Genomic DNA, 18797 nt, shown 5'->3' with positions numbered 1-18797 from the left:
CGGTGCGTCACGCCGGATCGTCCGCGACGAACCGGTACCCGATACCGGGCTCGGTGATGAAGAGTCCGGGCCGGGAGGGATCGTCCTCGAGCTTGCGGCGGATCGCGGCCAGGTGCACGCGCAGGTAGTTGGTCTGGCGCTCGAACCCCGGCCCCCAGACCGCGTGGAGCAGGTCGGACTGCCGTACGAGGCGTGGTCGGCGTCGCGCGAGCGTCTCGACGATCCGCCACTCCAGGGGAGTCAGGTGCACCTCGACATCCGCGCGCCAGGCGCGGTACTCGCCGACGTCGAGGCGCACGGTGCCGCTACGCACCACGAGAGCAGGCTCCGGGACCGCCGTCCGTCGCGTGGTGACCCGGATCCGGGCGAGCAGCTCCTCGATCGAGAACGGCTTGGTGACGAAGTCGTCGGCACCCAGGTCCAGCGCCTCGACCTTGTCGTCGGGCTCGGTCCGCGCCGAGACGACGATGACCGGCACGTCGCTGCTCCCACGCAGCCGGCGCAGGACCGAGACGCCGTCGAGGTCGGGCAGACCGAGATCGAGCAGCACGACGTCGGGCATCCGCTCCTCGACGATCTGCAGCGCTGATCGGCCATCGGCGGCCGTCTCGACGTCGTAGTCACGGGTGCGCAGGTTGATGGAGAGCGTGCGCCGCATCGCGGGGTCGTCGTCGACCACGAGCACGAAGGTCATGACGGTGCCTCCTCGCGGGGCGCGGCGAGCGCGCACGGACTCTCGTCGGGTTCCGGCGCCTCGAGGTCGACGGCGAAGGTCATGCCACCGCCCGCCGTCGCCTCCGCGACGATCGTCCCACCCATGGCCTCGGTCAGCCCCCGCGCGACGGCCAGTCCGAGCCCGACGCCGTCGCCCTGGGGCACGTCGCCGAGGCGCTGGAACGGTGCGAACAGGCGATCGTGGGCGGTCTCGTCGACGCCAGGCCCCGAGTCCACGACGCGGAGGACCACACGCCCCCGTTGCACCGCGCCGTCGATCCGGATCGGGGCATCGAGCGGTGTGTGACGTACCGCGTTCTCGGCCAGGTTCGCGACGACACGCTCGAGGAGGCCGGGGTCGGCCAGGGCGAGGAGGTCGGGTGCCAGGTCGACGTGGATGCGTCCGGCGCCGTCGATGGGAGCGAGTGCGAGGGCGACGATCTCGTCCAGCGCGACCGTCTTACGGCGCACGTTCACCGCCCCGGTGGTGATCCTGCTCATGTCCAGCAGGTTCGTGACTAGCGCCGTGAGTCGATCGGTCGACTCCTCGATCGTCTCGAGCAGGAGCGACTGGTCCTCGGACGAGAAGACGACCGCGGTGCTGCGCAGGCTCGAGACCGCGGCCTTGACGCCCGCCAGCGGTGACCGCAGGTCGTGCGACACCGCCGCGAGCAGCGCCGTCCGCGTGCGGTCGGTGTCGGCCAGCCGCACACGCTCTGCCTCGGCGTCGCGAGCGCGCTGACGGTCGCTCATGACCCGAGCGTAGGCCGCATAGGCGTTGAGCAGACCGCGTGCAGCCGCCGTCCGGGTGCCGCCGCGCACGGCGAGCACGGTCTCGTCGTCGATGGTGACCGAGGCCGTCGCAAGCTCCGGCGTCGGCGGGGCCTCGTCGTGGGCCGCGACCGAGACCCACGTGCCGTCCAGCTCGCGGCGCAGCACGGCCGCGCCCTCGGCGCCGAACAGCTCGCACGCCGAGCGCAGCAGGCCGCGCAGGTCGTCGCCGGTCGTGAGGAGACTGTGAGCCAGCACGGTGAGGGCGTCGGCCTCCGCGCGCGCCGTCTGTGCCTCGGCGGCTCGACGCGCGGCCCGATCGACCACGAGAGCCACGGCGATGCCCACCAGGACGAACAGCACGATCGCGGTCGCGTTGCCGGACTCGGCGATCGTGACGCGGTACAGCGGCGGTGTGAAGAGCACGTTGAGCAGCAGTCCGCTCACCGATGCGGCGAGGACGGCGTTCAGCAGGCCACCGATCAATGCCGTCGCCACGACGACCGCCATCAGCACCATCGACTCCGACGGGAGGCCGTGCAGGTCGTCGGTCGCCTTCAGGCCGGCGGCCACCAGCACGGGAGCGCCGAGCGCGAAGCCCAGCCCCGCCCGGCGTCTTCTGGCGCCCAGCGGATCGGGCCGTCGGGTTCCCGCCGGACGGTTGCCGCGGGCGTAGTCGTGGGTGACGACGTGGACGTCGATGTCCCCCGACGCGGAGATCAACCGCTCTCCGATGCCGGGTCGGATCGTGGTGGCGAGCCGCCCCCGGGTGCTCGCGCCGACGATGACCTGGGTGGCGTTCTCGGCGCGCGCGAATCCGAGGATCGTCTCCGCGGCGTCGTCGCCGACGACGGTGTGGAGGCTGCCGCCCAGCGCTCCCGTGGTGTCCTGGAGCGCGGCGAGCCGGTCGGGCGAGACGCCGCTGAGCCCGTCGTGCCGCGTCACATAGAGCGCCAGCCACTCCCCACCGGACCGACGTGCCGCGATCCGGGCGGCGCGCCGCAGGAGCGTCTCGGACTCGGGTCCGCCGGTCATCGCGACCACGATGCGTTCCCGTGCCGCCCACGTGCTGTCGATCTCGTGCGCGTCGCGATATCGCGCCATACCCTCGTCGACCCGGTCGGCCAACCAAAGCAGTGCCAGCTCGCGCAGCGCCGTGAGGTTGCCCTCCCTGAAGTAGTTGCCCAGGGCTGCGTCGACCTTCTCGGCTGCATAGACGTTGCCATGGGCGAGACGGCGGCGCAGGGCCTGCGGGCTCATGTCGACCAGCTCGATCTGATCCGCGGCACGCACCAGGGCGTCGGGCACCGTCTCGCGCTGCCGCACGCCGGTGATCTGCTCGGTGACGTCGTTGAGCGACTCCAGGTGCTGGATGTTGACCGTGGTGACGACCTCGATGCCCGCCGCGCGGAGCGCCTCGACGTCCTGCCAGCGCTTCTCGTTCCGACTCCCGGTGGTGTTGGTGTGGGCCAGCTCGTCCACGAGCACCACGTCAGGGCGACGGGCGATCACGGCGTCGAGGTCCATCTCCTCCTGAACGGTGCCGCGGTAGTCCATCCGGCGTCGCGGCACCACGTCGAGATCGCCCAGAGCCTCCTCGGTGCGGGGCCGTCCGTGCGTCTCGACGAAGCCCACGACGACGTCGGTGCCGCGGGCGCGCCGTCGGTGACCCTCGTCGAGCATGGCGAAGGTCTTTCCGACACCGGGCGCGGCACCGAGGTAGACACGCAGCCGTCCGCGCTCGATCTCGGTGGCGCGGTCATCCATGCGATCAGTCTCCACCGTCGTCGACCGGGTGCGTGGCGGGGCGCGCGCGATCGACGTCGAGGTTCAGGGCGACGACATTCACGCCGTCCTCGCCGAGGAACCCGAGCGGGCGGTGGTCGGTGTTCGCCGCGATGAACTGTTCGACGAGTGAGAGGGGCAGGTCGTTCTCGCGCGCGACGCGCGGCGCCTGGAGCCTCGCGTAGTCGGCGGAGATGTGCGGATCGAGGCCCGAGCCGGACGCGGTGAGCGCGTCGGCGGGGACGCGCGCCGGGTCGACGCCCTCCCGCGCGGCGACGTCGGTGCGCCGCTCGGCGATCGCCGTCAGGAGGTCGAGGTTGGACGGTCCGAGGTTGCTGGGGCCCGAGGCGAGGCTGTCGTAGGCGTTGGCCGAAGGGCGTCCCTGGAACCAGCGGTCCCCGTCGAACTGCTGTCCCAGGAGCCGCGAGCCGACGATGCGACCGTCCTCGCGCAGGGGCTGGCCCGCCGCGCGGTCCCCGAGCGGCTGAGCGAGCGCCCAGACGGCGACCGGGTAGAGCACGCCGAGGACGACGGTCAGGGCGAGCAGGAGGCGCAGGCCCGCCGCCGTCTGGCGAATCAGGTCGATGATGGTCGAAGAGGTCATGGCGTTCATCCGATCCCGGGGATGGAGGAGACGATCAGGTCGAGGAGCTTGATGCCGGCGAAGGGCACGACGACGCCGCCCAGTCCGAACACCGCGAGGTTGCGCCGCAGGATCGAGGTCGCCGAGGCGGCGCGGAAGCGGACACCGCGGAGGGCCACGGGTATCAGCGCGATGATGACGAGTGCGTTGAAGATGACAGCGGAGAGGATCGCCGACTGCGGTGTCGCGAGCCCCATCACGTTGATCCGGTCCAGGGACGGGTAGGCGGCCACGAACATCGCCGGGATGATCGCGAAGTACTTGGCGATGTCGTTGGCGATCGAGAACGTCGTGAGTGCGCCGCGGGTGATGAGGAGCTGCTTGCCGATCTCGACGATGTCGATGAGCTTGGTCGGGTCGGAGTCGAGGTCGACCATGTTGCCCGCCTCCTTCGCCGCAGCCGTTCCGGTGTTCATCGCGACGCCGACATCCGCGGCGGCCAGAGCGGGCGCGTCGTTAGTACCGTCGCCTGTCATCGCCACCAGGTGCCCGCCCTCCTGCTCACGGCGGATGTAGGTCATCTTGTCCTCAGGAGTCGCCTCGGCGAGCACGTCGTCGACGCCCGCCTCCTCGGCGATCGCGCGGGCGGTCACGGCGTTGTCCCCGGTGACCATCACCGTGCGGATCCCCATCGCCCGCAACTGGCCGAAACGTTCGCGCGTGCCCGGCTTGACGACGTCCTTGAGGTGGATCACGCCGAGCGCCACCCCGGTAGCTGATGCGTCGTCGGTCTGCCGGACGGCGATCACCAGCGGTGTGCCTCCTGATCGCGACACCTCCTCGACCAGTTGTGCGATCTCGTCGGGTAGCGGTGCCCCGAGCCAGGTGGAGACCGCCGTCCCGGCACCCTTGCGCACCTGGGTGCCGTCGGGGAGGTCGGCCCCCGACATCCGGGTCTGGGCGGTGAATTCCACGAACCGGGTCTCATCCGCGGCAGGCGTCGCGGGAGCGCCGAGTCGTTCGGTGAGTTCGACGACGGACCGGCCCTCGGGCGTCTGGTCGGCCAGGCTCGCGGTGCGTGCCGCGTCGATCAGGCGGCTTTCTTCGATGCCCGTCGCGGGGAGCAGGCGTACCGCCTGCCGGTTGCCGAACGTGATCGTCCCGGTCTTGTCCAGCAGCAGGGTGCTGACGTCGCCCGCCGCCTCGACCGCCCGTCCGGACATCGCGAGCACGTTGACGCGCACCAGGCGGTCCATGCCCGCGATGCCGATCGCCGAGAGCAGGGCCCCGATCGTGGTGGGGATCAGGCATACGAGCAGAGCGATGAGGACGACCACGTCCTGCGGGGCGCCGCTGTAGTCGGCCATCGGCGCCAGCGTCGCCACCGCGATGAGGAACACCAAGGTCAGGCTGGTGAGGAGGATCGACAGGGCGATCTCGTTGGGCGTCCGGCGGCGGGAGGCGCCTTCGACGAGTCCGATCATCCGGTCGAGGAAGGTCTCGCCGGCTGCCGCCGTGATGCGCACGACGATCCGATCGGACAGCACGCGCGTGCCGCCTGTCACGGCGCTGCGGTCGCCGCCGGCCTCGCGGATCACCGGTGCCGACTCACCGGTGATGGCGGACTCGTCCACGCTGGCGACCCCGTCGACGACGTCGCCGTCACCGGGGATCACCTCGCCGGCCTCGACGACCACGAGGTCGTCCCGCGCGAGTTCGGCGGCGGCGACCGACGTCTCGCCGCCGTCGGGCCCCAGGCGCCGTGCGGGGGTGTCGGTGCGAGCGGCACGGAGTGTCGCAGCCTGCGCCTTCCCGCGCCCTTCGGCGACAGCCTCGGCGAGGTTGCCGAAGACGACCGTGAGCCAGAGCCAGACGGCGATCGCAGCGGTGAAGAGCGACGGCTGGGCGAGCGCCGCGATCGTCGTGGCGGCAGAGCCGAGCCAGACGAGGAACATCACCGGCGAACGCCACAGGTGGCGTGGGTTGAGCTTGCGCAGCGCCGCCGGGAGCTGCTCGACGGTCTGAGCGAGGATGAGCCGGCCGGAGACACCCCCAGGACCGGCCTCCTGGGTGGTCGGAGCCGTTGGAGATGGGGACGTCGTGGTCATGCAAGGGCCTCCGCGATGGGTCCGAGGGCGAGGGCCGGGACGTAGGTGAGGCCGGTCATGATCACGATGACCCCGACCAGCATCCCGGCGAAGAGGGGAGTGTGCGTGGGGAGCGTGCCGGCCGTGCTCGGCACTCGGCCCTGTCGTGCCAAGGAGCCGGCCAGCAGGAGCACCAGCACGATCGGGATCAGCCTGCCCAGCAGCATCGCGCCGGCCAGGGTGATCTGGAAGAAGTCCGAGGTGACGGTCAGCCCGCCGAACGCGCTGCCGTTGTTGTTGGCCGCCGACGCGTAGGCGTACAGCACCTCGCTGAAACCGTGACCCCCCGGATTGCCGAGTGCGTCGAGGGTGGAGTCACGCGCGATCGCTGCTGCCGTCCCGGTCAGAACCAGGACGGGCGTGGCGAGCAGATACAGCGCGACGTAGGTCATCTGCCGGGCGCCGATCTTCTTGCCGAGCAGCTCGGGGGTGCGGCCCACCATCAGGCCAGCCACGAAGACGGTGAGGATCGCCATGATCAAGATGCCGTAGACGCCCGAACCGACGCCGCCTGGAGCGATCTCCCCGAGCATCATGTTCACCAGGACGGCGCCCCCGCCGGCAGGGGTGAGTGAGTCGTGGGATGCGTTGACCGCGCCCGTCGACGTCCCGGTGGTGCCGACGGCGAACAGTGCGGAGACCCACTCGCCGAACCGGGCCTCCTTGCCCTCCATCGCGGCGCCGGCGGCGCGCGCGACCTGGGAGTGCCCAGCGACCTCGGCCCAGGTGGTGACGGCGAGCGATACCGCCCACAGGATCGTCATCGCGCCCAGCACCGCGTAGCCATGGCGACGATCGCCCAGCAGCGAGCCGAGCGTGCGGGTCAGCGCGACGGGTATCAGCAGGAGCAGGAAGATCTGGAAGAGATTGGTGAAGCCGGTCGGATTCTCGAACGGGTGGGCCGAGTTGGCGTTGAAGAAGCCGCCGCCGTTCGTGCCGAGCTGCTTGATCGCCTCCTGGCTCGCGACCGGTCCGCCGGTCAGGACCTGACGGTGCCCGGACAAGCCCGTGAACGCGGTGTCAGTGAAGGTCTGCACGACGCCGCCGGCCAGCAGCACGAGGGCAGCGAGGAACGCCAGGGGGAGCAGGACACGCACGGTGATGCGCACGACGTCCACCCAGAAGTTGCCCAGCGACCCGTGACGCTCGCGGGTGAAACCGCGGATGAGGGCGATCGCGACCGCGATGCCCACGGCGGCTGAGACGAAGTTCTGCACCGCCAGCCCGGTCATCTGCACGGCGAAGCCCATCGTCGATTCGCCGGCGTAGGGCTGCCAGTTGGTGTTGGTGACGAAGGAGACCGCGGTGTTGAACGCCATCCAGAACGGGACGCCGGGGAGATCTCTGTCCAGGGGGAGGAGCCCTTGGCCGATCTGCAGCGCCATCAGCACCGCGATGCCGGCGGCGGCGAACCCGAGGACGCTGAGCGCGTACGCACGGGGACTCTGCTCGGCGTCGGGATGGACGCCTCCCGCGCGATAGAGAGCACGTTCGACGCGACTGTGCGACCTCGCGGTGACGACGCGGGCGATGTAGTCGCCCAGCGGTGCGTGGATCAGCGCCAACGCGGCGACCAGCACCCCGATCGAGAGGAGCCCCGCCGCGTTCTCGCTCATCACCACTAGAACCGCTCCGGAAGGATCAGGGCGATGAGCAGGTAGATCGCCAGCGCCACGACGGCGGAGATCAGCAGGGCCGATTCGAGACTCATGAGTGCCAGCCAACCCCCGGCTGCGCTCGCCCTCCGCCTCCTTGACGCGTTCTTAGCGCGCCTTGACGCGGTCTTGCTGGGAACGGGGCCGTCGCCGCCCGGCCGGGCAGCTGCGAGATACTGATGAGAACGGTTCTCATCAGGAGGAGGTGCGTGCGATGGGCGGGGCGACGGGCCGAGTGCCGGTGGTGGCGCTGACGGGAGAACTCGGCGCCGGCAAGACCACCGTGCTCAACCATCTGCTCCGTCAGCCCGGCGCCCGCGTCGGTGTGGTCGTCAACGACTTCGGCGAGATCAACATCGACGCCGCGCTGGTCACCGGCCAGGTCGACGAGCCGGTCTCGATCGCCGGCGGCTGCGTGTGCTGCGTCTCCGACACCAGTCAGCTCGACGACGCGCTGGAGCGGCTGACGCACCCACGGCTCGGTCTCGACGTCGTGGTCGTCGAGACCAGCGGGCTGGCCGAGCCGGCCACGATCGCCCGGATGATCCGCTACAGCGGCGTCGAACGCGTGCGCCCCGGCGGGCTGGTCGCCGTCATCGACGCCGTGAACGCCGACGTGCCCGGCGACCCGCGCTTCGGCGTCCGGTACAGCGGTGCCTCGCTGATCGTGCTCAACAAGTGCGACCTGGCCTCGGCTAGACGCGTCGCCGAGGTGGAGGAGGCGTTGCGCGCCTTCAACGAGGACGCGCCGATCGTCCACACCCGCCGCGGCTGCCTCGACCCCACCCTGGTCTTCGACGTCGCGGTCGCCGAGGATCCGCCCGACCAGCTGCCGATCGGAGCACTGCTGCGCGCGTCGAGCGAGACCCACGACGAGCACGTCCACGCCCGTGCGGTGAGCGCCACCTCCACCTCGCCGATCGACGCCGGGCGGCTGGTGGATCTCCTCGTGACGCCGCCGCCGGGTGCCTACCGGCTCAAGGGCCTGGTGTGCACCGCCGGGCCGGGCGGCCCGCGACGCGCGGTCGTGCACGTCGTCGGGCGGCTCGTGCACGTGCTGCCCGACCGAGGCGGCGCGGCACGCGGTGAGGCCAGCGAGTTGGTCGCGATCGGCCTGGACCTCGACGAGGACGAGGCGCGCCGGCGCCTGGCCGAGGCCCTCGCGCCGGCCGAGCGCGTGGATGCCGACGGCGTGCGTCGGCTGGCGCGATTGCGGCGGCTGAGCCAGTAGGCGTGCTGGGTCTGGTGAGCCCCGTCGTTGCGCCCTACCGTCGTGGCGGGCACGCGGCCGCGTGCCCGCCGTCTCGATGCCAGGAGTGGCCGCCATGATCCCCGAGTCCGTCGCCCGCTTCATCGATGCCGAGGTCGCCGCCGCCCCCGCGCGGTACGACGACCTGCGCGCCGTCGTCCTGAACGGCACGCTGAAGCGTTCGCCCGAGAGCAGCCACACCGACGGTCTGCTGGAGATCACGCGGCGCGTGCTGGAGGGCGTGGGCGCCCAGGTCGACGTCGTGCGGTTGATCGACCACACCATCGCGCCGGGGGTGCAGCCCGACATGCGCGAGCACGGGTGGGAGGTCGACGACTTCCCCGACCTGTACCGGCGTCTGATCGAGCCGGCCGACATCGTGGTGCTCGCCACGCCGATCTGGCTGGGCGACCAGTCCTCGCTGACCCGTCTGGCCATCGAGCGGCTCTACGGCTGGTCGGGTGAGCTGAACCAGGCCGGGCAGTGGAGCTACTACGGCAAGGTCGGCGGCGTCGTCGTCACCGGCAACGAGGACGGCGGCAAGCACTGCGCCGCACAGATGCTCTACGCGCTGAGCCACATCGGCTTCGCCATCCCGCCGCAGGCCGACGTCTACTGGAACGGCGAGGCCGGGCCCGGCCCCTCCTATCTCGACGACGACCGCGGCGCGCACAACCACTGGACGACGCGCAACGCCGTCTTCGCCGCGTGGAACATGCTGCACCTGTCCCGCTCGCTCAAGGACGCCGGGGGCGTGCCGGTGCACGGCAACGTCACCACGAACTGGGACCTCTCCGACCCCGACCACCCCAACCCCGAGTACCGCTGAGGCCCCGCGGCACCGGAGTACGGCACGCTGACGTCGTGGGAAGCCGTCTCTACGTCCTCGAGGCCGACGGCATGCAGCAGTCGGTCGTGGACCTCGACGACCCGACGCGGCTCGCGTTCGACTACATGCGGCGCATCGGCGACCTGCTCGACGCCGTGACGCCGGCGCCGCCCGCGCGGCTGCGGGTGCTTCACGTGGGCGGCGCCGCGATGACGCTGCCGCGCTTCGTGGCGGCCACGCGCCCGACGTCCGCGCAGATCGTGCTGGAGCCGTCGGTCGAGATCATCGAGCGGGTGCGCGCCGAGGCGCCGCTGCCGCCGCGCAGCGGCATCAAGGTGCGCCCGGTCGACGGCATGGCCGGCATCGCGGCCGTGCGCGAGGCCTCGCAGGACGTGGTCATCCTCGACGCCTTCGCCGGGGGAGCGACGCCGCCGGAGCTGACGTCGTCGGCGTTCGTCGACCAGGTCGCCCGGGTGCTGGCGCCCGGTGGCCTCTGGATCGCCAACCTGGTCGACCGCGCACCGTTCACCCGGATCCGCGACGTCGTCGCGATGGCCGCCGCGCTCCGCGACGTCGCACTCGGTGCGGAACCGGCCACGTTGAAGGCGCGCCGCGAGGGCAACGTGGTGCTCGCGGCCGGGGGGCTTCCCGACGCCCCGTTCGGCTCGCCGTCGCCGCTGGAGTACCGCGTCTTCACGGGTCGCGCCGTCACCGACTCCTTCGGGGGCGGCCGTCCCTCCGGTGGTTGAGGAGGCCGAGGAACGAGGCCGTCACGAAACCACGTGCACCCGGTCGCGTGCCCTGTCGGCGGCCTCTGGAATGCTGACCGATCGCCCACGTCGACGTCGGGGGCACCCAGTCGTGGCGGAGTCGGAGAGGGGGAGCGATGAGCGACATCGCGGGCGAGCTCGCCCGGGTCGAGGGCGCCTTCGCCCAGCCGACCCTGACGCTGCTCCACCAGCGCCAGGCGCCCGTCGTCATCACGATCTTCCGGGCCGCGTTCGGCCGCAACAACAAGCCGATCCCGACGGCGCGCCTGCACGCCCAGGTCGAGGAGCACCTGGCGCAGATCCGGCAGGCGGGGGAGACCGAGGTGCCCAGCGGCACCGGGCGCGACGTCTGCCAGCGCTGGATGCGCGGCCAGTGGTTGGTGCGCTCGCTCGACGAGCAGGGCAACGAGGTCTACACGCTCACCTCGCACGCCCAGCAGGCGCTCGAGCTCGTCAAGAACCTCGCCCGCGACCGCGCCACCCTGAGCGAGCACCGCATCGCCACCATCCTCGGCACGGTGCGGCGGTTCAACGCCGAGGCGAACCCCGACCGTGGCGCCCGGGTCTCCCTGCTGAACGAGGAGATCGCGCGGCTCACGCTCGAGCGCGACCGACTCGTCGAGGGCGCCGACATGGTCAGCGCCACCGAGGACTACATGCTCGAGGGCTTCACCGAGCTGCTCTCCCTCATCTCGGCCCTGCCGAGCGACTTCGCGCGCGTGGAGGAGCGGTTCGGCACGATCCGCGCGGAGATCCTGGCCGCGTTCCGCGCGGAGGACCGCCCCGCCGGCGAGGTGATCGACGAGTACCTCGCGCGCGCCGACGCCCTCATGACCGCGACCCACGAGGGGCGTGCGTTCGAGGGCGCCTTCGCCCTCCTGCGTGACGACGCCCTGGTCACCCAGCTGCGGGAGGACCTCACGGCGTTGCTGGAGCACCCGCTCGCCGGCGGCCTGCTCTCCGACGCCGAGCGCGCCGAGCTGCGCGGCACGGTGCGGCTGGTGCGCGACGGTCTCGATCGGGTGCTGGCCCAGCGCAGCCGCGTGACGGCGACGCTCAAGGAGTACATCGTCTCCCACGACGCCGCTCGCGACCGCGAACTGGAACAGGTGCTGCGCCAGGTCGAGTCCGAGCTCACCACCTGGGTCGCCGAGACGGGCCCCCGCGCCACGCACGGCGTCCCGCTGCTCCCGCTGCGACCCGGCGTCGACCACCTGCGCGAGCGCTTCTACGATCCCGCCGACGACGTCCTGCCCGATCGGATCGCGGCCGGCGACCCCCACGACGCGCCTGAGCTGTCGCTGGCCGAGCTGATGGCCCAGGGCGGCCCGCAGCTGGCGTCCCTGCGTGGCCGCCTACGCGACGCGCTCGACGCGCTGGTACCCGCGGGCTCGCTCGGCGAGCTCTTCGACGGCCTCGAGCCGTCGCTGCGTCGTCCGGTGGAGATCTTCGGGCTGCTGCACCTGGCGGCCGACCACGAGTGGACCGCCCAGGCGGTTGCCGAGGCGTTCTCCACCGTGCGCCCCGACGGCACCCGTCGCGTCTTCTCCGCACCGCGCATCGCGCTGCCCGACCCCGACCTGGGCGAGCCGACCCCGACCCGGCCCGACCTCGATCGCCAGGAGGCGACTTCGTGACCATCGACGTCGACAACGACCTCGCCGACGCACTCGAGCCGGGCTACTCCGACGGCGCCGACGACCTGGTCGAGCCGGACGACGAGCACTCGGTCTCGCTCTTCGAGGGCGACGAGGGCGGCCTGGAGTACGCCCAGCGACAGACCCTGGTGGCGCTGCTGAAGCAGCGGTTCATCAGCGCCCGCACCCACCCGCGCGACTGGCGGGTGCTCGTCGAGCACGAGCGGCTGCTGCGCTCACGCCTCAACGACCTGTTCCTCGACCTCGCGATCGACCTCGAGAGCGAGGTCGCCTGGAAGCGCCAGGCGGTCTCCGAGACGGGCAGCCGGTTCCCGACGCTCCTGCACGACACGTCGTGGCCGCGGGAGGAGACGCTCGTCCTCGTCCACCTGCGCGACCGGCTGCGTGCGGGCCTCGCCGGCGGCGACGCGCGCGTCTACATCGACCGCGACGACATCCTCGGCTACGTCGCGAGCTACCGGCCCGCGCACGCCACCGACGCCGCGGGCGACGAGAAGCGCGCGCGCAACGCCGTCACCAGCATCGCCAAGGCCGGACTGCTGATCCCCACGGGGTCGGAGGACCGCTTCGAGATCAGCCAGGCGGTCGAGCCGCTCCTCCCGCTGGAGCTCCTGCACGAGCTGCTCGGTGCGCTCCGGCAGGCCAACGGCACCGCCGAGCCGGATGCCGAGAGCCTCGCGCAGTCCGACCTCTTCGACGAGGACGACGACGAGGCACCTGTAGGTGCCGCGACCGGAACCGACGAGGAGGACCCGGCGTGACCTCGACCCAGGAGAGCACCCACCCCAACGGCCCCGCCGACCCGGCCGATCCCGCCGACGGGCTGTTCGCCGAGCAGCAGGTCGCCGCGCCGGCCGACGACACCGCGCAGTGGCGCGCCTCGGTGCTGCAGCTGGTCAACTGGGGCGGCTTCGGCGGTCTCACCACGGTGCCGCTGGCGGGCGACGCGACGATGATCTCCGGCGCCTCCGGTGTCGGGAAGTCGACCCTGCTCGACGCCTACACCGCGCTGATGATGCCCTCGGACACCAAGTTCAACGGCGCCTCCAACGATGCCGTCGCCGGTCGAGCCCGCAGTGCCGGGCAGCGCAACCTGCTGTCCTACCTGCGCGGCGCGGTCGACGTCGTCGACGACCCCGGCACCGGACGGCCCGTCGAGCGGCTGCTGCGGGGCAAGGGCGTCGACACCTGGGGCGCGGTGGCGATGACGTTCGTCAACGACAGCGGCGGCCGCTTCACCGCCGTCCGCACCTACTACGTGCCACGTCGCGCCTCGCGCTCCAGCGACGTCCAGATGCAGCTGGCCAGCTACGAGGGAGCCCTGCCGCTGGACACCCTCGAGGCCGCGGTACCCGACAAGTTCCATGCCAACACCCTCAAGAAGCTCTTCCCGGGCATCCGGGTGCACCGCACCTACGCCGAGTTCGCCACCGTGCTGCACGCCCGGTTGGGCATCGGAGCGAACGGCGACGGCGCCAAGGCGCTGCGGCTGCTCTCCCGCATCCAGGCCGGAAACCAGGTGCGCAGCGTCGACGAGCTCTACAAGGAGATGGTGCTCGAGCGGCCGGCCACCTATGCCCACGCCGACCGGGCCATCGAGCACTTCGACGACCTCGACGCCGCCTACGTCGCGATGCGCACCGAGGAGCAGAAGCTGGAGCTGCTCGGGCCGATCACCGACCTGCACGAGCGCCGGACGGCGGCCACCCGCCGTCTCGCCGAGCTCGACGCGTACGGCGTCACCCTCACCGGCCCGACGCCACTGCGGCTGTGGCTGCTGCGCACGCACCACCGGTTGCTGGGCGCGGCCGTCGACGCCAATCGCACGGCTCGTGCCGCCGCTGCCGAGGCGCTGGTCTCGGCCCGCTCGGCCGAGGTGACGACGTCGGCCGACCTCGACGCCGCCAAGGAGGCCCACCGCGCCGCGGGCGGCGGCGACGTGCAGACGCTGACGGCGCAGATCGCGGCCGAGCGCGAGGTCCGTGAGGAGCGCGGCAGCCGCCTGGCCGAGCTGGAGGAGCGGGTCTACCCGCTCGTCGGGCTCACCGACGACGACGCTCCCGACCTGGAGTCGGCGCTGGAGTCGCTGACGGCGTTCGGCGACCTGCAGGCCCACGTCCGCTCGCGTCTGGCGGGAGGCGAGGAGGCCCAGGCCCACCTGCAGGCGGTGCGTGACGCCGTCCTGCGCGAGCAGGTGCCGCTGAAGGACCAGCAGGCGGAGCTGCTGCGCGAGCGGGCGTCGCTGGAGAGCAGGGCCGGCCGGGTGCCCGCCGTCCTGGACGGGCTGCGCGGCATGGTCGCCCAGGCCAGCGGTCTCTCGATCGAGGAGCTGCCGTTCGTGGCCGAGCTCATCGACGTCGCGCCCGAGGACGCGCACTGGCGTACGGCGATCGAGACCGTGCTCGGCGGCAGCGCCCGGATGATGCTGGTGCCGCGCGACCGGCTCGCCGACTTCTCCGCCGCCATCGACGCGCTGCGTCTTCCGGCCCGGCTGACCTTCCAGGGCGTCGAGCTCGACCTGCCCGGCGCGGGTCCGTCCGACCCGGAGCGGGTCGCCGGCAAGCTGCTCTTCAAGGACTCCCCGTTCTCCGGCTGGGTGCAGCGGCACGTCGCGGAGCCGGCGCGCAACGCGCTCTGCGTGGAGTCGGCGGCCGAGCTGGCCGGCCCGGGCTACCGCGTCACCGCGGCCGGTCAGACCCGCAACGGCGACCGCGGCACGCACGGCCGCAACGACCAGCGCAGCATCATCGGCTTCTCCAGCGACGAGGCCATCGCCGAGATCGACGCCGAGCTGGCCGCCATCGAGCGCAGCCTGGAGCAGGTCGACGGCCGACTGGCCGAGGCGAACCGTCAGCTCTCGGTGCTCGGACGTCAGCGCCAGGCCTACGAGGCGATCGCGCTGGTGCGCTTCGACGACGTCGACGTCGTCGGTAGCGACCGGCGGATCGCCGAGCTCGAGCAGCGTCGCAGCGACATCCTGACCGCCGACGACCGATTGCAGGTGCTGCAGGCGCAGATCGACGAGCTGACCGCGCGGCTGGACGGCGTCCGCAAGCAGCGCTTCGGCCTGGAGCAGCAGCAGCGCTCCCTGGCCGATGCGCACGGCGAGTTGGTGGAGTCCGAGGACATCGTCACCGAGCAGCTCGACGCGATGGTCGAGGCCGGCAAGGTCGCGCTCAGCGAGGAGCAGGACGCCGCACTGGCGCGCGACTTCGCCGAGGCGGCTGCGCCGGCAGACCCGGAGGATCTGGACCGCTTCCCGGAGAGCTCCCACCGGCTGCAGGCGCGTCTGCACGACGCGGTCGGCGACGCCAGCGCGGAGATCCGCCGGGTGGAGGACGAGCTGGCGGGGATCTTCCGTGCCTACAAGTTCGCCTGGGATTCGCCCAACCTGGGCGCCAGCGCCGACTCCTACCCCGACTACGCGCGCATCCTGGAGGACATCCGCGGCAAGGGCCTGGCCGACCGGCGCGGTGAGTGGCGCCGTCGGCTCACCGAGTGGAGCGGCCAGGACCTCGTGCCGCTGCTCGGTGCGATGTCGGCGTCGGTGGAGGAGATCGAGGACCGGCTCGAGCCGATCAACGCGATCCTGCGGCGCGTCGAGTTCGGCGCGACCGGCGACCGGCTGCGGATCCGGTTGCGTCGCCTCGCGCCGGCCCACGTGCAGACCTTCCTCACGGACCTGCGGGCGCTCGCGGCCAGCTCGACCACGGACCTCACCGAGGAGGCGTTGGAGAAGCGCTTCACCGAGCTGAGCCGGTTCATGCGGCAGCTGCGCAGGGCCGAGCACAACGGCGGCCAGCCCACCGACCGCGACCGGGTGCTCGACGTCCGGCGCCATGTCGAGATCAGCGCCGAGCGCTACGACCACCTGACCGGCGAGGTCCGCGCGACCTACCGCACGCTGGGGGAGAAGAGCGGTGGCGAGAGCCAGGAGCTGGTCGCCTTCATCGTCGGCTCCGCGCTGCGCTTCCGGCTCGGCGACGAGATGCGCTCGCGCCCGCGCTTCGCGCCCGTCTTCCTCGACGAGGGCTTCGTCAAGGCCGACTCCGAGTTCGCCGGTCGCGCGGTGCAGGCCTGGAAGGGCCTCGGCTTCCAGCTGATCATCGGCGTCCCGCTCGACAAGGTGACCGGCCTGGAGCCGCACATGGACGAGCTGCTCGCAATCACCAAGAACGCCGCCACCCACCGGTCGTGGATCACCCCGATCACGCCGGTGCGCGAGCACGAGAGCGCACCACCCGTCGGCTGATTCCTCCCGCTACTGCCGGACGTCGAGCGAGCACGCGGCGACGCCGTCGATGTCGACGTGGGGTGGCCGTCGCACGTCGATGGTGAGCGTGAGGGTGGTGTCGACCGAGCCGGCGACCGGCAGCGCGCTGGCGACCGACCCGACGGCGACCGAGGTGTTCTCGTCGGCGTAGGCGGTGACGGTGATGTCGAGGATCCGGCGCTCGTCCGTCGCGCCGACGACGGCGAGGGTGACCACCACCGTGTCGGTCGTCTCGTCGTAGCGGCAGGCGGGGAGATCCTCGGTCGCCGCCCAGGTCACCGACACCTCCTGCGGCGGGGGCGGTGCTGGGGTGGAGCTGGTGAACGCGAGCACGAGACCGACGATGCCGAGCATCGTCACGGCGGCCGCGAGGGCGAGGGCGACGCGATGATGACGGCCGCGGGCGGGTCGCATCGATGCGGGGGCGACGGGATCGCTCACACCGACGAGTCTGCACCGTCACGGCGCCCGCTGTCCGATTCGCCGGCGCCGAGGGATGACAGGCAAGTCAGCACTTGCCTATGATCGCGACGTGGGTGACGTGTTCAAGGCCATCGCGGACCCCACCCGTCGTGCGCTGCTCGACGAGCTGATGATGCGCGACGAGCAGACCCTGTTCGAGCTCTGCTCGCGGTTGGCGATGAAGCACGACCTCACGCCGTCGCGGCAGGCGGTCTCGCAGCATCTCGACGTCCTCGAACAGGCCGGGCTGCTGCGCACCGAGCGCCGCGGCCGCTACAAGCTCCACACCATCGACACCGGCCCGCTCGCGCAGATCGCCGAGCGCTGGCCGCCACGGAAGGACACCCCATGAAGCTCCAGACCGTCAGCATCTTCGTCGACGACCAGCAGCGCGCCCTCGACTTCTACACCAGCACGCTCGGCTTCACCGTGACCGCCGACGTCCCCCTGGGTGAGCACCGGTGGCTGACGGTGCGTCTTGGCGACAGCGCTGCGGCGACCGAGGTCTCGCTGGAACCCAAGGCGCACCCGGCCGCCGTCGCGTTCGCCGACGCTCTGCTGGAGGACGGCATCCCGTACTGCGTGCTCGGCGTCGACGACATCGAGCGCGAGCACGCCCGTCTCGCCGCTGCCGGAGTGGTGTTCACCCAGCCGCCGACCGACGTCGGCCCGGTGATCGTCGCCGTCTTCGACGACACCTGCGGCAACCTGCTCCAGCTCGCCCAGGTGAAGGACGGCGCCGCGAGCTGATCGTCGGTCTCGGTCTCGGCTTCGCCGGGCTCGTTGCTCAGGCCCCGGCGTCCTCGGCGCCCAGCGTGGCGGGCAGCCCCAGGGTGGCGAACCGGTCGGCGTGGAACGTGGTGATCTCGGCGATCGCGCCGTCCGCGATGCCGAGCACGTCGAGGGTCAGCGGGTGGAAGTCGCCGTCCTGCCCACGGAGGTAGAAGGCGACGGCGGGCTGGCGGTTGACCGCGGTGAGCATCGTGCGCAGGCCCGTCATCTCGCCGAACCCGCTCTCGGTCCACTCCTCCACGACCGCCTCGGCGCCGAGCTGCAGCCCCGGCGTGGGCGGCATCGAGCAGCGGACGTCGTCACGCAGCATCGTGGCCAGGGCGCCGATGTCGGCCGACTCGCCCGCCTCGACGTAGCGCCGCACCACCTCGCGCGTGGCCGGGTCGGCGTCGCTGCTCCAGCGGTGGCGCTCGGAGGGCAGGTGCTCCCGCATGCCGGCGCGGGCGCGCTGGAGGGCGCTGTTGACCGAGTTCACCGAGTCGCCGAGCGCCTCGGCGACGTCCTTGGCGGGCCAGCCGAGCACGTCGCGCAGCATCAGCACGGCGCGCGGCCGCGGCGCGAGGTGCTGGACGGCGACCAGGTAGGCCAGCTCGATGGTCTCCCGCGCCAACGCCGTGCTCTCGGGGCTCTCGCCGGCGTCGGCGGGCAGCTCGTCGAGCAGCGAGTCCGGGTAGGGCTGCAGCCAGCGCACCTCGCCACCGGCTGCCGGGTCGGGGCGCCGGCGGGCGATCTGATCGAGGCTGGCGTTGGTGGCGATCCGGTACAGCCACGCGCGGAAGCTCGCCCGGCCCTCGAACGTCTCGCGGCGGCGCCAGGCGCGCAGCATCGTCTCCTGCACGGCGTCCTCGGCGTCGTCGAACGAGCCGAGCAGCCGGTAGCAGTGCACGTGCAGCTCGCGGCGGTGCCGGTCGGCCAGCGCGCCGAACCCGGCCTCGTCGGCCTCGTGCAGCTCCGCGGGCGTCACGTCGTCTGGTCGCGTGTCCATGATCGTCATCTCTACTCCTTCTCGACGGTTGTCGTAGATAGGACGGCGGAGATGGCGGTTACTCATCACTCGCGGTGCGAGTGAGGCCACGGGGGGGGGGGGGCCCCGCCCCCCCCCAGGGCTG

Annotated in this window: 16 protein-coding genes; 8 read left to right on the top strand and 8 right to left on the bottom strand. The window is 71.9% G+C overall.

The features are described 5' to 3' along the window. Window positions 1–7: 7 nt before the first annotated feature. From KSO97_RS05840 to KSO97_RS05815, 6 genes are read right to left on the bottom strand one after another with little or no spacing between them, the layout of a single operon-like run. Window positions 8–694 carry a response regulator gene (locus KSO97_RS05840; protein WP_232677088.1) on the bottom strand — a complete coding sequence of 229 codons (687 nt, stop codon included), beginning with the start codon at window positions 692–694 and terminating at the stop codon, window positions 8–10. Next, a complete protein-coding gene (locus KSO97_RS05835; protein WP_232677087.1) occupies window positions 691–3252 on the bottom strand; it encodes an ATP-binding protein in 2562 nt (853 codons plus the stop codon). The genes KSO97_RS05840 and KSO97_RS05835 overlap by 4 nt, the downstream gene beginning before the upstream one ends. Window positions 3253–3256: 4 nt before the next feature. Further along, window positions 3257–3874, bottom strand: a complete 618-nt coding sequence (gene kdpC / locus KSO97_RS05830) for a potassium-transporting ATPase subunit KdpC (RefSeq protein ID WP_232677086.1) — start codon at window positions 3872–3874, stop codon at window positions 3257–3259. A gap of 5 nt (window positions 3875–3879) precedes the next feature. Then, window positions 3880–5961, bottom strand: a complete 2082-nt coding sequence (gene kdpB / locus KSO97_RS05825) for a potassium-transporting ATPase subunit KdpB (protein WP_232677084.1) — start codon at window positions 5959–5961, stop codon at window positions 3880–3882. Next, window positions 5958–7616: a potassium-transporting ATPase subunit KdpA gene (gene kdpA, locus KSO97_RS05820; protein WP_232677082.1), complete on the bottom strand. Its 1659-nt coding sequence runs from the start codon at window positions 7614–7616 to the stop codon at window positions 5958–5960. The genes kdpB and kdpA overlap by 4 nt, the downstream gene beginning before the upstream one ends. Window positions 7617–7621: 5 nt before the next feature. After that, window positions 7622–7711, bottom strand: coding sequence for a potassium-transporting ATPase subunit F (locus tag KSO97_RS05815; protein ID WP_232677080.1), 90 nt, complete (start codon window positions 7709–7711; stop codon window positions 7622–7624). 158 nt (window positions 7712–7869) lie between these two features. Here KSO97_RS05815 and KSO97_RS05810 point away from each other — a divergent pair, with 158 nt between their 5' ends. The 6 genes from KSO97_RS05810 to KSO97_RS05785 all read left to right on the top strand — a co-directional run bounded on the left by KSO97_RS05810 (window position 7870) and on the right by KSO97_RS05785 (window position 16413). Then, window positions 7870–8886 (top strand): GTP-binding protein, encoded by a 1017-nt coding sequence (locus KSO97_RS05810; protein WP_232677079.1) that lies wholly within the window; start codon window positions 7870–7872, stop codon window positions 8884–8886. Window positions 8887–8980: 94 nt separating this feature from the next. Next, window positions 8981–9733: a flavodoxin family protein gene (locus tag KSO97_RS05805; RefSeq protein ID WP_232677078.1), complete on the top strand. Its 753-nt coding sequence runs from the start codon at window positions 8981–8983 to the stop codon at window positions 9731–9733. A gap of 35 nt (window positions 9734–9768) precedes the next feature. Next, a complete protein-coding gene (locus KSO97_RS05800) occupies window positions 9769–10482 on the top strand; it encodes a spermidine synthase (protein WP_232677077.1) in 714 nt (237 codons plus the stop codon). Window positions 10483–10619: 137 nt separating this feature from the next. Then, window positions 10620–12140 carry a DUF3375 domain-containing protein gene (locus KSO97_RS05795; protein WP_232677076.1) on the top strand — a complete coding sequence of 507 codons (1521 nt, stop codon included), beginning with the start codon at window positions 10620–10622 and terminating at the stop codon, window positions 12138–12140. After that, the gene (locus KSO97_RS05790) at window positions 12137–12922 is read left to right on the top strand and encodes a DUF4194 domain-containing protein (protein WP_232677075.1); all 786 of its coding nucleotides are present in this window, start codon (window positions 12137–12139) and stop codon (window positions 12920–12922) included. The genes KSO97_RS05795 and KSO97_RS05790 overlap by 4 nt, the downstream gene beginning before the upstream one ends. Next, on the top strand, window positions 12919–16413 hold the full coding sequence (locus KSO97_RS05785; RefSeq protein ID WP_232677074.1) for an ATP-binding protein: 3495 nt from the start codon (window positions 12919–12921) through the stop codon (window positions 16411–16413). Before KSO97_RS05790 ends, KSO97_RS05785 begins: the two co-directional genes overlap by 4 nt. A gap of 9 nt (window positions 16414–16422) precedes the next feature. Here KSO97_RS05785 and KSO97_RS05780 read toward each other — a convergent pair whose 3' ends face one another. Continuing rightward, window positions 16423–16875, bottom strand: a complete 453-nt coding sequence (locus KSO97_RS05780; protein ID WP_232677072.1) for a hypothetical protein — start codon at window positions 16873–16875, stop codon at window positions 16423–16425. A 91-nt stretch (window positions 16876–16966) separates the two neighbouring features. On the opposite strand from KSO97_RS05780, the gene KSO97_RS05775 reads away from it, so the two are divergent. Both KSO97_RS05775 and KSO97_RS05770 read left to right on the top strand, forming a co-directional pair. After that, window positions 16967–17248 (top strand): helix-turn-helix transcriptional regulator, encoded by a 282-nt coding sequence (locus KSO97_RS05775; RefSeq protein ID WP_232677070.1) that lies wholly within the window; start codon window positions 16967–16969, stop codon window positions 17246–17248. Continuing rightward, window positions 17245–17646: a VOC family protein gene (locus KSO97_RS05770; protein ID WP_232677069.1), complete on the top strand. Its 402-nt coding sequence runs from the start codon at window positions 17245–17247 to the stop codon at window positions 17644–17646. The genes KSO97_RS05775 and KSO97_RS05770 overlap by 4 nt, the downstream gene beginning before the upstream one ends. Before the next feature lie 37 nt (window positions 17647–17683). On the opposite strand, the gene KSO97_RS05765 is transcribed toward KSO97_RS05770, so the two are convergent. Further along, window positions 17684–18682: an RNA polymerase subunit sigma-70 gene (locus KSO97_RS05765; protein WP_232677068.1), complete on the bottom strand. Its 999-nt coding sequence runs from the start codon at window positions 18680–18682 to the stop codon at window positions 17684–17686. Between the last annotated feature and the right edge of the window lie 115 nt (window positions 18683–18797).

Source organism: Nocardioides sp. R-C-SC26 (assembly GCF_021246465.1).
Classification (GTDB): domain Bacteria; phylum Actinomycetota; class Actinomycetes; order Propionibacteriales; family Nocardioidaceae; genus Nocardioides.
Note: the sequence above shows the minus strand (reverse complement) of the source record. Positions and strands in the feature narration are given on the sequence as shown.